Source organism: Microbacterium sp. 05T445, from assembly GCF_056395865.1.
This window is the reverse complement of sequence record NZ_JBFTKJ010000001.1, coordinates 1,379,796-1,393,921: the sequence shown is the minus strand read 5'-3', so window position 1 is coordinate 1,393,921 and position 14,126 is coordinate 1,379,796. Positions and strand designations below refer to the sequence as shown.

Below are 14,126 nucleotides of genomic sequence, written 5' to 3'. Positions count from 1 at the left end.
CCGGGGAGGTCAGGACTTCTTGGGACGCAGGATGATGCCGAACACCCAGTTGATGAGCGAGATGATGATCGCCGCGACCACGCCCCACCAGAAGTCCTCGACGCGCAGACCCCAGTTCCACCAGTGCGTGAGCCATGCGGTCAGCCACAGCAGGAACGCGTTGATGATCAGGCCGATGAGCCCCAGCGTGAGGACGTAGATGGGGAACGCCAGCACCTTGATGACCGTGCCGATGATGGTGTTCACGAGCGCGAAGATCGCCGCGACGAGCAGCAGCGTCAGCACGAGCTGGAGCGTCTCGCCCGGCGGGAACGGGATGACGGTGACCTGGAGCGCGGGGATCAGGGTGACCACCCAGATCGCGAACGCGTTGACGACGACGCGGATGAGGAAGCCCATAGTCCGCCCAGTCTTCCACGCGCGGTCCCCTCGGCCAACGGGTCGCGACGGCGTTGCGCGCGATGCGTCCGCGGCCGGGACCCGCCGGGTGGGCCCGAAGGCGGGGGGCAGGCCGAGACGCGGCATCCGTCCGCTCGTAGACTCGACACGTGACCGACGCTCCCGAGATCCCCGTTCGCGTGCGCCCCGAGATCGCCGCGCTGCCGCCGTACAAGCAGGGCAAGCAGGCCGGCGCCGACGCGTTCAAGCTGTCGAGCAACGAGAACCCGTTCGACCCGCTCCCGGGCGTCATCGAGCGCGTGCGGGCGGCGACCTCGCTGAACCGCTATCCGGATGCCACGGCCGCACGCCTGCGCGAGCGCCTCGCCGCGCGGTACGGCGTCGGCCCCGACGCGGTGCACATCGGCGCCGGCAGCGTCTCGATCCTCGCCCAGCTCGTGCTCGCGACCTCGGGCCCCGGCGACGAGGTCATGTACGCCTGGCGGTCGTTCGAGGCCTACCCGTGGCTCGCGATCGTCGCCGGGGCGACGGCGGTGCAGGTGCCGCTGGGCGAGGGCGCTCGTCACGACCTCGACGCGATGGCCGCCGCGATCACCGACCGCACCCGGGCGGTCATCGTGTGCAGCCCCAACAACCCCACCGGCCCGATCGTCACGCAGGCCGAGTTCGACGCGTTCGTCGAGAAGGTGCCCTCCGACGTGCTCGTGATCCTGGACGAGGCATACGCCGAGTTCGTCACCGACCCCGACGCCGTCGACGGCGCTCGCGTTCTCGGCGGCGGTGCGCACCCCAACGTCGTCGTGCTGCGCACGTTCTCGAAGGCGTACGGGCTCGCCGGCCTGCGCGTCGGCTATGCGGTCGGGCACCCCCGCATCCTCGACGCCGCCCGCAGCACCGCCATCCCGCTGTCGGTGACGGCGCACGGCGAGGAGGCGGCGCTGGCGAGCCTGGACGCGGAGGACGAGCTCCTCTCCCGCGTGGAGGCCATCGCCGAGCGCCGAGACCGGCTCGCGACCGGGTTGCGCGAGGCGGGCTGGAACGTCCCCGACGCGCAGGGCAACTTCGTGTGGCTGCCCGCCGGCGACGAGACCATGGCCTTCGCGACCGCGTTCGAGGAGGCAGGACTGATCGTCCGCCCATTCGCAGGCGACGGCATCCGGATCTCGGTCGGCGAGGAGGAATCTGTGGAGAAGGTCCTAGGGATCGCGGCATCCGTTGTGAAGAACCTCCCCGAAGGCCATGCGGGAGTGCGGGCTAGCGTAGAACGGTGACTCCGCCTGAAGACTCGGTGACGACCGACGCTGCGGCGCTGGCCGAAGATCCTGCCCTCGTCCGCTTCCTCGAGGCGGACGGCACGTTCGCCCCGACCCCCGCCGCGGAGCGCTACCGCGCCGCCGTCGACGGGCTCGGCGATGCCGACCTCGAGACCTTCTATCGCGACATGGCCGTCATCCGCGCGTTCGACGTGCAGGCGACCAACCTGCAACGGCAGGGGCAGCTCGCGCTGTGGCCGCCGAGCTACGGCCAGGAGGCCGCGCAGGTGGGCTCGGCCCGGGCCGCGCGCGCGCAGGACCACCTCTTCCCGTCGTACCGCGAGCACGTCGTGACGAAGATCCGCGGCGTCGACCCGATCGACATCATCCGGGTGATGCGCGGCCTCACCCACGGCGGGTGGGACCCGACCGACCCGAAGAACGGCAACACCCACATCTACACGCTGGTGCTCGGGTCGCAGACGCTGCACGCCACCGGCTTCGGCATGGGGCTCGTCTTCGACGGGCGCTGCGGCACCGGCGACCTCGACCGCGACGAGGCGGTCATCGTCTACTACGGCGACGGAGCCTCCAGCCAGGGCGACGTGCACGAGGCGATGGTCTTCGCGAACAGCTACCGCACGCCCGAGGTGTTCTTCCTGCAGAACAACCAGTGGGCGATCTCGGTGCCCGTCGCGACGCAGTCGCGCTCGCCGCTGTACAAGCGCGGCGAGGGCTACGGGATGCCGAGCACGCTGATCGACGGCAACGATGTGCTCGCAAGCTGGGCCGTGACGCGCACCGCACTCGACGAGGCGCGCGCCGGCGGCGGGCCGCAGGCGATCGAGGCCATGACCTACCGCCTGGGAGCGCACACCACGAGCGACGACCCCACGAAGTACCGCACGTCCGACGAGGAGGAGTCGTGGCGCCGCCGCGACCCGATCGCGCGCATGAAGGCGTTCCTGCTCGGGCGCGGTGCGTCGGAGGCGTTCTTCGCGGACGTGGATGCCGAGGCTCAGGCGCTCGCCGACGACGTCCGCACGCGCACCAACGCCCTCGGCGGACTGGAGCGCGACGACATCTTCGCGCACGTGTACTCCGAGCGGCATCCGCTCATCGACGAACAGCGGCAGTGGCTCGCCGACTACGAGGCATCCTTCGAGGGAGGCGCATCGTGAGCACTTCGACCACGACGGCACAGACCGCCGGCGCGACGTCGACCGTCACGACCATGCCCTTCAGCCGGGCGATCAACGCCGGCCTGCGCGCGGCGCTCGCCGGCAGCGACCGGGTGCTGCTCATGGGCGAGGACATCGGCAAGCTCGGCGGCGTCTTCCGTGTGACCGAGGGCCTGCAGGCCGAGTTCGGCGAGCAGCGCGTGCTCGACACGCCGCTGGCCGAGTCCGGCCTCGTCGGCACCGCGATCGGACTGGCGATGGCGGGCTTCCGCCCCGTCGTCGAGATCCAGTTCGACGGGTTCGTCTTCCCGGCGTTCGACCAGATCACGACGCAGCTGGCGAAGCTCACGAACCGGCACGAGGGCGCGCTGCAGATGCCCGTCGTCATCCGCATCCCCTACGGCGGGCACATCGGCGCCGTCGAGCACCACCAGGAGAGCCCCGAGGCGTACTTCACGCACACCGCGGGCCTGCGGGTCGTGAGCCCCTCGACGCCCAACGACGGCTACTGGATGATCCAGGACGCCATCGCCTCGCCCGACCCGGTGATCTTCCTCGAGCCGAAGAGCAAGTACTGGCAGAAGGGCGAGGTCGACACCTCCGCCCGTGCGCTGCCGCTGCACGCGTCGCGCGTGGTGCGACGCGGCACCGACGTCACCCTCGTCGGCCACGGCGCGATGGTGACCACGATGCTGCAGGCCGCCGCGCTCGCCGAGGCCGAGGGCACCAGCATCGAGGTCGTCGACCTCCGCTCGCTGTCGCCGATCGACTACGGGCCGATCCTCGAGTCCGTGCGCCGCACCGGCCGCATGGTCTACGCGCAGGAGGCGCCGGGCTTCACCTCGCTCGGCTCCGAGGTCGCCGCGACGGTCATGGAGCGCGCCTTCTACGCGCTCGAGGCCCCGGTGCTGCGCGTGTCGGGGTTCGACACGCCCTTCCCCCCGGCCAAGCTCGAAGGCGTCTACCTGCCCGACGCCGACCGCATCCTCGAGGCCGTCGACCGGTCCCTCGCCTACTGACCCGAAGGGTCCCCGCATGAGCACCCAGACGTTCGTCCTCCCCGATGTCGGCGAAGGCCTCACCGAGGCCGAGATCGTCCAGTGGCGCGTCGGCCCCGGCGACACCGTGGCCGTCAACGACGTGCTCGTCGAGATCGAGACCGCGAAATCCCTGGTCGAGCTGCCGTCGCCGTTCGCGGGCACTGTCGGCGAGCTGCTGGTCGCCGAGGGCGAGACGGTGAACGTCGGCGCGGCGATCATCACGATCGCGTCGGCGACGGATGCCGCCCCCGCGGCCACCGTCGGTCAGTCCGAGCACGGCGAGCCGGCCGAGGCGGCCGGCGAGGGTGCGGTGCTCGTGGGCTACGGCACCGGCGGGCACGTCCAGTCGCGGCGACGTGGGCCCGCTGTTCCGGCGGAGGAGCGGGTCGCGGCATCCGTCGGCGTCGTCGCGAAGCCGCCGATCCGCAAGCTCGCGCGCGACCTCGGCGTCGATCTCGCCACGGTCACGCCCAGCGGTCCGGCCGGCGAGGTGACCCGCGACGACGTCATGGGCCATGCGTCGCAGGCGAGCGTGTTCCGCAACATCCAGACGCCGGAATGGGGCGATGTCCGCGAGGAGCGGATCCCTGTGCCCGCCCCGGCGGCGGTGAACGGTCCGGCGACCGTCGCCCCCTCGTCGCCCGTGCCCGACGCGGCCGGTCGCGAGGAGACCATCGCGGTGAAGGGCGTGCGCAAGGCCACGTCGTCGGCGATGGTGCAGTCGGCGTACTCCGCCCCGCACGTCACCGTGTGGACCGACGTCGACGCGAGCCGCACGATGGAGCTCGTCAAGCGGCTCAAGGCCTCGCCCGACTTCGCCGACATCAAGGTGTCGCCGCTGCTGATCATGGCGCGCGCCGTGATCTGGGCGGCGCGGCGCACGCCGATGGTCAACGCCGCGTGGGTCGACGCCGAGGGCGGCGCCGAGATCCGGGTGCGCCGGTACGTGAACCTGGGCATCGCCGCGGCGACGCCGCGCGGGCTGCTCGTCCCGAACATCAAGGACGCCCAGGACCTGTCGATGCGCGACCTCGCCCGCGCGCTGGAGAAGCTCACGCTCACCGCGCGCGAGGGTCGGACGACCCCGGCCGACCAGCACGGGGGCACCATCACGATCACCAACATCGGCGTGTTCGGCATGGACGCGGGCACCCCGATCATCAACCCCGGCGAGGCCGGCATCGTCGCTCTCGGCACCATCCGCCAGAAGCCGTGGGTGGTCGACGGCGAGGTGCGCCCCCGCTGGGTGACGACCGTCGCCGGCTCGTTCGATCACCGTGTGGTCGACGGCGACGGGATGTCGCGCTTCATCGCCGACGTCGCCTCGATCCTCGAGGAGCCCGCGCTCCTGCTCGACTGAGCGCAGCCGAGCGTGCTGCGGACGGGCTCAGCGCTCGCCGGAGCCGGCGGTCTCGTCGGTGCGGTGATGGTGGCCGGCCCGCAGCAGCGACGCGGGCGCGAGCGACTGCGGCCGGCGCAGGATCAGCAGCAGCGCGATCGCGAACAGGCCGCCCATGGTGCCCGCCATGATGTCCATCATCGTGTCCTCCAGGCTGCCGTTCTGGGACACGGTGCCGATGAGGTGGTCGCTGGCGAACTCGCAGATCTCCCACAGCGCGGCGAAGGCCATCGCGGTCAGCTGGATGACGGTGAGGCTGAACCACGCCGGGAGTGCGGCATCCACCCGCTCCTCCACGCGCCGGACCCACAGCATCCCGAGCCAGGCGACGAGCACTCCGGAGTCGAAGTGGATGAGGGTGTCCCAATCGGCGATGGCGACGTACACGTTCAGGGCGCTGCCCGCGAACGGGCCGAGGGTGATGAAGATCAGGTAGTGCAGCTGCAGCGCACGGGGCAACGTGGTGCGGAAGACCAGTTCGGCGGCCGCGGGCGCCCACATCGACAGGGCGAGCAGTGCCGTGAGCAGCACCTGCGCGGGGAACCCCGCCACCGTCAGGACCACGGCGATCGCCAGGATGCCGGCTTGGAACGGCAGCGCGAGAAGCAGGGAGCGACGGACGGCCTTCGGAAGCACGGCCCGAACATAGCAGTGCGGGCTTCTCGCGCCCGGGCGCCCCGCTCTGCGGGCCGTCAGTCCTCCGCGGCGCTGCGGGATGCTGCGGGATGCCGGTCCTCCCAACGCCGGAGCGCCTGCTCCCTGCGGCCCAGCACGCGTTCGAGTCGTCGGAAGTCCTGCGCGAGGATCGTGTGGGTCGCCCACCCCGGCAGCCACCCGAGCTGCCAGCGCAGTGAATCGCTCAGCCGCCCCGAATACTCCGCGCGGATGCTCGTGGCCGCGCCGGCCTCCCGGCATGCGTACTCGACGCGGGCGTTCCACGGCGCGGACGACAGCCACACCGCGCGCCGGTTCTCCTCGAGGCACTCCAATTCGTCGATGAAATGGATCCGGAACGGGCCGATGCGGTCGGTGGCACGCCACCTCGTGCCGACGCGAGGCGGCCCGTCGTCGATCTGCTCGCGGAACACCACGGCCGGCGCGAAGTCATGCCACCGCGTCGGGTCGGCGAGGTAGGGGAAGACCGCGTCGATCCGATGCCCGACGGTGGCCTTGACGACGACGCGCCGCTCCCAGCGACTTCCCGCGGCCGTGCTGATCTCGACCCCCCAGCGGCCGTCGAGATCACGCCCCGCCCAGGCGCGGTCATCCACGGTCGAGAGCCTAGAGCCCTGCTCGCGCCGCGCACAACGACCCTGCGCGCAGAGACCGGGGCACTCGGTACCTCCGCGTCGCATGCCCGGGCGCCCGCTCGCGGGGTGCCGCGAGGCGCCGCGCCGGGTGTAGCCTGCGGCTGTTCGCCAGGTGGGGACGGCGTCCGCCGATGTCCATGGCGAGATCGGAGCCGTGATGGCCGAGAAGCTGCCGTCGTCGGGGGCTCTGCCGAAGGGGCAGTCCCCGGGCTGCGATACGTCGGGACTGATCCTGGTGCATCGCATCTTCCGCTGGCTGTATCGCGAGCTCCCGATCCTCGTCCGGGAGGTGGAGCCCGGCGACACCGCGCGCGCGGCCGTGATCGGCGACTACGCCAAGCTCGACTTCTTCGCCCTGCATCTGCACCACGAGACCGAGGACCTGCTGCTGTGGGATCGCCTGACCACGCGGCGCCCCGGCTGCGCGGTGCACGTGGACCAGATGCGGGTGCAGCACGCCGAGGTCGCCGCGCAGCTCGCCGGCATCGAGCCGCAGCGCCTGCCATGGGTGGCCACGGCCGATGCAGGCCTGCGCGACGGGTTCGCGGGCGATATCGAAACGCTCCGAGACACGCTGTTCGTGCACCTGGGGCACGAGGAGGACGCCATCATGCCGGTCGCGGGAGAGGTGATGTCGCAGCAGGAATGGGACGGCATGGAGACGCACACGCGCGCCGAGCTGATGGCGCATCGCAAGGAGCTGCCGCGCGACGTGATGTCGCTGCAGCTCGGACTGCTGCTGGCCAGCGTTCCCGAGGCGGAACGGGAGGATTGGTATCGCACGAACGTCCCCGCACCGATCCGCGTGCTCTATCTCCTGCTGATGAAGCGGAAGTACGACAACGCCATGCGCGAGCTCTATCCCGACCGACCCGTGCCCGCGATGACGTGACGACCGCCGTCCGCCTTCGCCCGGCGCGGCCCGCGCGGCACACGATCCGTGCAAAGGTGGCAGCATGACGGCGCGCATCGTGTCCCTCGGCACCGCGGTCCCTCCGACGCGGGTCGACCAGGACAGGGTGCGCGACTTCTTCGCGGGGCAGCCCGGGATCGACCGCCTCTCGCAGCGGCTCATCGGCGCCGCCTTCGACGCCGCGGCCATCGCGCATCGGCATACGGTGATCACCGGTCTCGGCAACCCCGGAGCTGCCGCCGCGCCCGAGGGTGTCGACTTCGTGGAAGACGGGGCGGTGCTGCTCATGCCGACGACGGGAGAGCGCAACGCCGCCTACCAGCGCCTCGCGCCGGGACTGTACGCGAGTGCCGCGAGGGCGGCGATGACGGATGCCGGCATCCCGGCATCCGCTGTCACCCACGTCGTCACGGTGTCGTGTACAGGGTTCTTCGCGCCCGGCCCCGACTACCGCCTGGTGCGCGACCTCGGCCTGCGCGACACCGTGGAGCGGTACCACCTCGGCTTCATCGGGTGCGCGGCGGCGCTGCCGGCGCTGCGGCTGGCAGCGCGCATCACCGCCGCCGATCCGCAGGCGGTCGTGCTCGTGGTGTGCGCGGAGCTGTGCACCCTGCACGTGCGCCGGTCTACCGATCCGCAGCAGATCGTCGCCGCGTCGGTGTTCGCCGACGGGGCCGCGGCCGCCGTGGTCACCGCCGACGACGCCGTGGGGACGCCGGGCGGCCTGGAGATCGAGCGGTTCGGCACGGCCCTCACCGGCGAAGGCGAAGCCGACATGGTCTGGACGATCGGCGACCACGGGTTCGAGATGGTGCTGTCGGCCGAGGTGCCGCGCATCATCGGCCGTGAGATCCGCGGCGCGGTGGAGCGCTTCGTCGCCGACGACGTGCCGCCGGCCGTATGGGCGGTGCACCCGGGCGGGCGCAGCGTGCTCGACCGCGTCGAGGACGGGCTCGGGCTCGATCCCGACGCACTCGCGACCTCGCGGGGCGTGCTGCGCGACTACGGCAACATGTCGAGCGCGACGATCCTGTTCATCCTGCGGCGGCTCCTGCATGACGATGCGGTGGGCGACGGAGCCCGCGTCGCGGCGCTCGCCTTCGGACCGGGGCTGACCGTCGAGTCGGTGCTGCTGACGAAGCGCTCCGGCGACGCGGCATGAACCTCTCGCTGCGCGACGACGCGCTGCGCGAGCTCATGGACGACCCGGACTGCGACCCCGAGCGCCTCCGCGCGACGCTGCGGCGCTTCGGCGTCGTCAACCGCCTCGTCGCGGGGTGGGACGGCGTGTACCGCTCACGGATCCGTCCCGCGCTGGCAGCCCTGGGCCGGCCGGCGCGCGTGCTCGACATCGGCAGCGGCGGCGGAGACGTGGTCGTCCGCCTCGCCGCGCACGCCCGACGCGACGGTCTCGACGTGTCGTGGCTCGGTATCGACCCCGACCCTCGTGCTCATGAGGTCGCCGTCGCGCGCCGTCCGTCAGCGGAGGTGGCGTTCCGATGCGCGGATGCCGAGACGCTCCGGTCGGAGGGCGCCGTGTTCGATCTCGTGCTGTCGAACCACGTCCTGCACCATCTGGACGACGACCTCGCCCGCTTCGCGGACGATTCCCTCGCACTCGCGCGCGGGCCGGTCCTCCACGGCGACATCGAGCGCGGCCGCCTCGCGTACGCGCTGTACACGGTCGGGATCACGCCGTTCGCGCCCGGCACCTTCCTTCGCACCGACGGCCTGCGCTCGATCCGGCGCAGCTTCACCGCGGCCGAGCTCGAGTCCCGGCTCGCCGGTGCCGCCGGGTCGTGGCACGTCGAACGTCCGACCCGGTTCCGGCTGCTCGCCGTGGGCGAGGGCCGTGCCTGACGTCGCCGTGGTCGGCGCCGGCCCCGTCGGGCTGCTGATCGCGGGAGAGCTGGCCCGCCGGGGCCTGGACGTCGAGGTGTACGAGCGCCGCCCCGAGCCCGGTCCCGGCAGCCGCGCGATCGGGGTGCACGCGCCGGTGCTGGCGGCGCTGGAGCCCTCAGGCGTCACCGAGGCGCTCCTGGCCGTGGCGACCCGGGTGCCTCGCGGCGAGGCGCGGTCGGACGGCCGGCTGCTCGGCACCGTGCGGTTCGACCGGCTCGACACGCGGTTCGGGTTCGTCGCGACGCTGCCGCAGGCGGCGACCGAGGCGGTGCTCTCGCGCGACGCGCCGGAGCCGGTGCGGGGTGTCGCCGTGACGAGCGTCGCGCCGGTGGCGGCATCCGTCCGCCTCGCCGCGCAGCGCGGCACGGACCCGTTCGAGGTCGAGGCGCCGCTCGTGGTGGTCGCCGCCGGTGTGGCCGGCCGCGAGCTCGTCTATCGACCCGCGCGGCTCGCGGCGCGCGTCTACCACGACCGCTATCTGATGACGGATGCCGCGTGCCCGCCGCGCGACGATGACGACACCGCCGTGGTGAATCTCGAGCGGGAGGGCGTGCTGGAGTCGTTCCCGCTCCCGGGTGGGATGCGGCGGTTCGTGGCGTGGGACCCGCCGGGAGGAGACCCGGAGCCGGCGACCCGCGCGGACCGGCTGCGTGCGGCGCTGCGCGCGCGCGGAGAGCCGGAGGCCGCCGACGCGGTGCAGGCGGCGACGGCGTTCGGGGTGCGGCGCGCGGTGGCGCCGCGGCTGCGCCGGGGACGCGTGTTCGTGATCGGCGACACCGCCCACGAGGTCAGCCCCATCGGCGGGCAGGGCATGAACCTCGGCCTGCTCGACGCGGTCACCCTTGCGCCCCTGCTGGCCGCCTGGGCGCACACCGGCGATGCGCCGGAGCCCGAGCTGCTGCGGTGGGAGCAGCGGCGGGTGCGCTCGGCGCGCACGGCGGCGCGGCTCGCGACTGTCAACACCGCCCTGGGGCGCCCGCTGCCCGTGGCGATCCACGGCCTGCGCGCCGCCGCGGTGCGCGGGGCGCTCGGATTGGGGGCCGGCGGCATGCTCGCGCACGCGTACGCGATGGGCCTCGACGCCGACGCGTGACCGCACCGCCCCCGTCGGGATCCGCCCGACGGGGTCACCCGGTGAGCGCGTACCCGGTGGCCACCAGCTGCGCGGCCAGCAGAAGTGCGGCGAGCATGACGAGGCGGAACAGCACGCGCGACGGCGGCCGCAGCAGGGCCAGCGCGAGCGTCACGCCGGCCACGCCCACGACCCCGGCGAAGAACACCCATGAGATCGGCGAGACGTGCGACAGGTCCCCGCCCGCCGCGCCGACGAGCACCGAGATGGCGCCCACGACGACGGACCCCGCGGCCGCGACCGCCGAGAGGCGCGGCCCGAGGCGGTGCGGGAGGCCGCGCACGCCGGTAGCGGCATCCTGTTCCAGATCGGGCAGCACGTTGGTCAGATGCACGGCTGCTCCCAACGCAGCGCCGGCGATCCAGGCCCACGGCGGGGCGTAGCTCGGTGGCAGGGCGGAGAGCGTCGCGAGGCTCGGGAACGCCCCGAAGCTCACGAGGAACGGCACCAGCGACGCCGCCGTCGACTTCAGGCCGGCGTTGTAGGCCCAGGCCGATCCGAGGGTGAGGGCGTGGGCGGCCAGCATCCGCCATCCGAGCAGAGCCGACAGCGCGAGGGCGACCGCGAGGGTCAGGAACGCGGCCGTCCAGGCCACGCCGATCCCGGCGTCGCCGCGCGCAAGCGGTTTGTCTCGCCGCCCGACTGCGCGGTCGCGCGGCGCGTCGATCGCGTCGTTGGAGAGGCCGATCGAGAGCTGCCCGGCGAACACGGCGATCACCAGCAGCGCGCCGCGCGCGGCGTCGAGCCCGGCTGCCCAGCCGAGCGCCAGCGCGAGCGTCGTGACCACCAGCGTCGGCCCGGGATGCGACGATCCCCACAGCGCCCGAAGCGTGCTCACGCTCGATGGTCTCACAGGGCCTCGCACGCCAGTTTGAGAACGATTCTCATTAGCGTTAGAGTCGGAACATGACCTCGATGCGACGCCTGACCACCGTGCTCGGCCTGGCCGCGGCATCCGCTCTCCTCCTCGCGGGGTGCGGCGGCACGGCGCCGGACGCCGAGGCCGACGGCCGGATCGCGGTCGTCGCATCGACCAACGTGTACGGGCAGCTCGCCGAGCAGATCGGCGGCGACCTCGTCGATGTGACCTCGATCGTCGACAAGGCGTCGCAGGATCCCCATTCGTTCGAGCCCAGCGCCCGCGACCAGCTCGTCGTGTCGAAGGCCGACCTCGTGATCGAGAACGGCGGCGGCTACGACGCGTTCGTCGACGCGCTCATCGAGTCCAGCGGCAGCGACGCGCCCGTCGTCACCGCCGTCGAGTACTCGCACGACTGGCCCGAGAACGAGGGGCATTCCGACGACGCCGCCGAGGCCGAGGACCACGCCCACGACCACGGCGACCACGAGCACGTCGAGGGCTTCAACGAGCACGTCTGGTACGACCCGCACACGATCGCGCACGTCGCCGAGGCCATCGCCCAGGAGCTCGGCGAACTGAGCCCCGAGAACGCCGCGACCTTCACCGCCAACGCCGAGGCGTTCGGCGCCGAGGTCGAAGGCCTCGAGGCGTCGCTCGATGAGATCGCCGCGTCGCACGCCGGCGAGAAGGTCTTCGTCACCGAGCCCGTGCCGGTGTACCTGATCGAGGCGGCCGGGCTCGAGAACGCGACGCCCGAGGCGTTCAGCGAGGCCGTCGAGGAGGGGCAGGATGTCGCCCCCGCGACGCTCCTCGAATCCCTCGCGCTGCTGCGCGACGGCGGGGTGAGCGTCGTCATCACGAACGTGCAGACCGGCGGCGCCGAGACGCAGGAGATCGTCGACGAGGCCGACGGACGCGGCATCCCGGTGATCGCGTTCTCGGAAACCCTGCCGAAGGGGGAGACTTACATCTCGTGGATGCAGGCGAACATCGAGGCGCTCAGCGCAGCGCTGGACGCGTGACGCCGGCCGCCGCGGGCTCGCGCCCGGTGATCCTCAGCATCCGGGATGCCGCTCTCCAGCGCGGCGACCGGGAGCTGTGGGCGGGGCTCGACCTCGACGTGCACGCCGGCGAGCTGGTCGCGGTGCTCGGGCCCAGCGGGTCGGGCAAGACGACGCTGCTGCGCGCCATCCTCGGGCTCGAGCCGCTCTCGCGCGGCGAGATCACGGTCGAAGGTGCTCCGGTGGCCCACAAGGGCAGCCGCCGCCTCGGCTACATCCCGCAGGCGCGCCCGCTCCCCCGCGACACGTCGCTGCGCGGCCGCGACCTGGTGACCCTCGGCGTCGACGGCCACCGGTTCGGGTTCCCATTCCCCCGCCGCGGCGACCGCGCCCGCGTCGACGCGCTCATCGACGCCGTCGGCGCCCGCGACTTCGCCGATCGGCCGGTCGGGCTCCTCTCCGGCGGCGAGCAGCAGCGCCTGCGCGCCGGGCAGGCGCTCGCCGACGACCCGCCGCTGCTGCTGTGCGACGAGCCGCTCACGAGCCTCGACCTCGCCAACCAGCAGGCCGTCATCGGCCTCATCGACCGGCATCGCCGGGAGAAGGATGCCGCCGTCCTGCTCGTCACGCACGACATCAACCCGCTGCTGGGCAAGGTCGACCGCATCCTGTACATCGCGAACGGGCGGTTCACCCTCGGCACGCCGCAGGAGGTGCTGCGCTCGGACGTGCTCACGGCGCTCTACGGCGCCCACGTCTTCGTGCTGCGCGCGGGCGACCGGCTCGTCGTCGTCGGCGCACCGGACGCCGAGGAATCCCATCATCACCACGACCACGGGGCCGGCGCATGAACTGGAACGACATCGCGGACGCGATGTTCGGCGGGCTGCCGTACTACGGCGAGATCCTCGCGCTCGTGTCGAACTCCGTCTGGGCGGGCGCCGTGCTGGGCCTCGTCGGCGGGCTCGTGGGCGTGTTCGTCATGCAGCGCGACATGGCGTTCGCGGTGCACGGCATCAGCGAGCTGTCGTTCGCAGGCGCGGCGGCGGCCCTCCTCATCGGCTGGGACGTCGTGACCGGTTCGATCGTCGGCTCGCTCATCGCGGCCGCCATCATCGGCGTGCTCGGCACGAAGGCACGCGACCGCAACTCGATCATCGGCGTGCTGATGCCGTTCGGGCTCGGTCTCGGCATCCTGTTCCTCTCGCTCTATGACGGCCGCAGCGCCGCGAGCTTCAGCCTGCTCACCGGCCAGATCGTGTCGGTGCAGACCGGGCAGCTCGGCTGGCTGATCGGCATCGGCGCCTTCGTGCTGCTGGGGCTGCTGCTCATCTGGCGCCCGCTGCGCTTCGACTCGCTCGACCCGCAGTCCGCTGCCGCGCGCGGCGTGCCGACGACCGCCGTCTCGCTCGCGTTCATGCTGCTGCTCGGCCTCATCGTGGCCATCGCCGTGCACATCATCGGCGCACTGCTGGTGATGGCCCTGCTCGTCACGCCCGCCGCCGCGGCCATGAGGATCGTGTCGGGTCCCGTGTCGGTGCCGGTGCTGTCGGCGGTGTTCGGGTTCGTCTCGGCCGTGGGCGGCATCCTTCTTGCGATCATGGGCACGCTGCCGGTGAGCCCGTACATCACGACCATCTCGTTCGCGATCTACGTGGTGTGCCGCATCGTCGGCGCCCGCCGCGACCGCGTCACGAGGGTGGCGGCGTGACCTGGTCCCGGCCCGCGTTCAGG

The 14,126-nt window shown here is 72.4% G+C and carries 15 protein-coding genes; 11 read left to right on the top strand and 4 right to left on the bottom strand.

The genetic code is table 11. The annotated features are described in order from the left end of the window. Positions 1-9 precede the first annotated feature (9 nt). Entirely contained in the window at positions 10-399 is a 390-nt protein-coding gene (locus AC1DDU_RS06705; RefSeq protein WP_477432339.1) for a phage holin family protein, read from the bottom strand. A gap of 149 nt (positions 400-548) precedes the next feature. On the opposite strand from AC1DDU_RS06705, the gene AC1DDU_RS06700 reads away from it, so the two are divergent. From AC1DDU_RS06700 to AC1DDU_RS06685, 4 genes are read left to right on the top strand one after another with little or no spacing between them, the layout of a single operon-like run. Then, a complete protein-coding gene (locus AC1DDU_RS06700; RefSeq protein WP_477432337.1) occupies positions 549-1,670 on the top strand; it encodes a histidinol-phosphate transaminase in 1,122 nt (373 codons plus the stop codon). 17 nt (positions 1,671-1,687) lie between these two features. Beyond that, positions 1,688-2,833 (top strand): thiamine pyrophosphate-dependent enzyme, encoded by a 1,146-nt coding sequence (locus tag AC1DDU_RS06695; RefSeq protein ID WP_477433452.1) that lies wholly within the window; start codon positions 1,688-1,690, stop codon positions 2,831-2,833. A 53-nt stretch (positions 2,834-2,886) separates the two neighbouring features. After that, entirely contained in the window at positions 2,887-3,852 is a 966-nt protein-coding gene (locus AC1DDU_RS06690) for an alpha-ketoacid dehydrogenase subunit beta (RefSeq protein ID WP_477433450.1), read from the top strand. A gap of 16 nt (positions 3,853-3,868) precedes the next feature. Further along, positions 3,869-5,233 carry a dihydrolipoamide acetyltransferase family protein gene (locus tag AC1DDU_RS06685; RefSeq protein ID WP_477432335.1) on the top strand — a complete coding sequence of 455 codons (1,365 nt, stop codon included), beginning with the start codon at positions 3,869-3,871 and terminating at the stop codon, positions 5,231-5,233. 27 nt (positions 5,234-5,260) lie between these two features. Here AC1DDU_RS06685 and AC1DDU_RS06680 read toward each other — a convergent pair whose 3' ends face one another. Then, a complete protein-coding gene (locus AC1DDU_RS06680; protein ID WP_477432333.1) occupies positions 5,261-5,908 on the bottom strand; it encodes a DUF2238 domain-containing protein in 648 nt (215 codons plus the stop codon). Positions 5,909-5,964: 56 nt separating this feature from the next. Next, the gene (locus tag AC1DDU_RS06675) at positions 5,965-6,543 is read right to left on the bottom strand and encodes an SRPBCC family protein (protein ID WP_477432331.1); all 579 of its coding nucleotides are present in this window, start codon (positions 6,541-6,543) and stop codon (positions 5,965-5,967) included. Between the two features lie 196 nt (positions 6,544-6,739). Here AC1DDU_RS06675 and AC1DDU_RS06670 point away from each other — a divergent pair, with 196 nt between their 5' ends. The 4 genes from AC1DDU_RS06670 (at position 6,740) to AC1DDU_RS06655 (ending at position 10,490) form a co-directional block, all read left to right on the top strand. Next, positions 6,740-7,474 (top strand): hemerythrin domain-containing protein, encoded by a 735-nt coding sequence (locus tag AC1DDU_RS06670; RefSeq protein ID WP_477432330.1) that lies wholly within the window; start codon positions 6,740-6,742, stop codon positions 7,472-7,474. Positions 7,475-7,538: 64 nt separating this feature from the next. After that, the gene (locus tag AC1DDU_RS06665) at positions 7,539-8,657 is read left to right on the top strand and encodes a type III polyketide synthase (protein ID WP_477432328.1); all 1,119 of its coding nucleotides are present in this window, start codon (positions 7,539-7,541) and stop codon (positions 8,655-8,657) included. Then, positions 8,654-9,355 carry a methyltransferase domain-containing protein gene (locus tag AC1DDU_RS06660; RefSeq protein WP_477432326.1) on the top strand — a complete coding sequence of 234 codons (702 nt, stop codon included), beginning with the start codon at positions 8,654-8,656 and terminating at the stop codon, positions 9,353-9,355. The genes AC1DDU_RS06665 and AC1DDU_RS06660 overlap by 4 nt, the downstream gene beginning before the upstream one ends. Continuing rightward, complete coding sequence (locus tag AC1DDU_RS06655) at positions 9,348-10,490, top strand: FAD-dependent oxidoreductase (RefSeq protein ID WP_477432324.1); 1,143 nt, start codon at positions 9,348-9,350, stop codon at positions 10,488-10,490. Before AC1DDU_RS06660 ends, AC1DDU_RS06655 begins: the two co-directional genes overlap by 8 nt. A 34-nt stretch (positions 10,491-10,524) precedes the next feature. Here AC1DDU_RS06655 and AC1DDU_RS06650 read toward each other — a convergent pair whose 3' ends face one another. Beyond that, positions 10,525-11,367, bottom strand: coding sequence for a UbiA family prenyltransferase (locus tag AC1DDU_RS06650; protein WP_477432322.1), 843 nt, complete (start codon positions 11,365-11,367; stop codon positions 10,525-10,527). 68 nt (positions 11,368-11,435) lie between these two features. Between AC1DDU_RS06650 and AC1DDU_RS06645 the strand changes: the two genes are divergently transcribed. The 3 genes from AC1DDU_RS06645 to AC1DDU_RS06635 are packed head-to-tail and all read left to right on the top strand — an operon-like array spanning position 11,436 to position 14,103. Continuing rightward, on the top strand, positions 11,436-12,413 hold the full coding sequence (locus AC1DDU_RS06645; RefSeq protein ID WP_477432320.1) for a metal ABC transporter solute-binding protein, Zn/Mn family: 978 nt from the start codon (positions 11,436-11,438) through the stop codon (positions 12,411-12,413). Further along, on the top strand, positions 12,410-13,243 hold the full coding sequence (locus AC1DDU_RS06640) for a metal ABC transporter ATP-binding protein (RefSeq protein WP_477432318.1): 834 nt from the start codon (positions 12,410-12,412) through the stop codon (positions 13,241-13,243). The genes AC1DDU_RS06645 and AC1DDU_RS06640 overlap by 4 nt, the downstream gene beginning before the upstream one ends. Then, a complete protein-coding gene (locus AC1DDU_RS06635) occupies positions 13,240-14,103 on the top strand; it encodes a metal ABC transporter permease (RefSeq protein ID WP_477432316.1) in 864 nt (287 codons plus the stop codon). The genes AC1DDU_RS06640 and AC1DDU_RS06635 overlap by 4 nt, the downstream gene beginning before the upstream one ends. Positions 14,104-14,126: the final 23 nt, after the last annotated feature.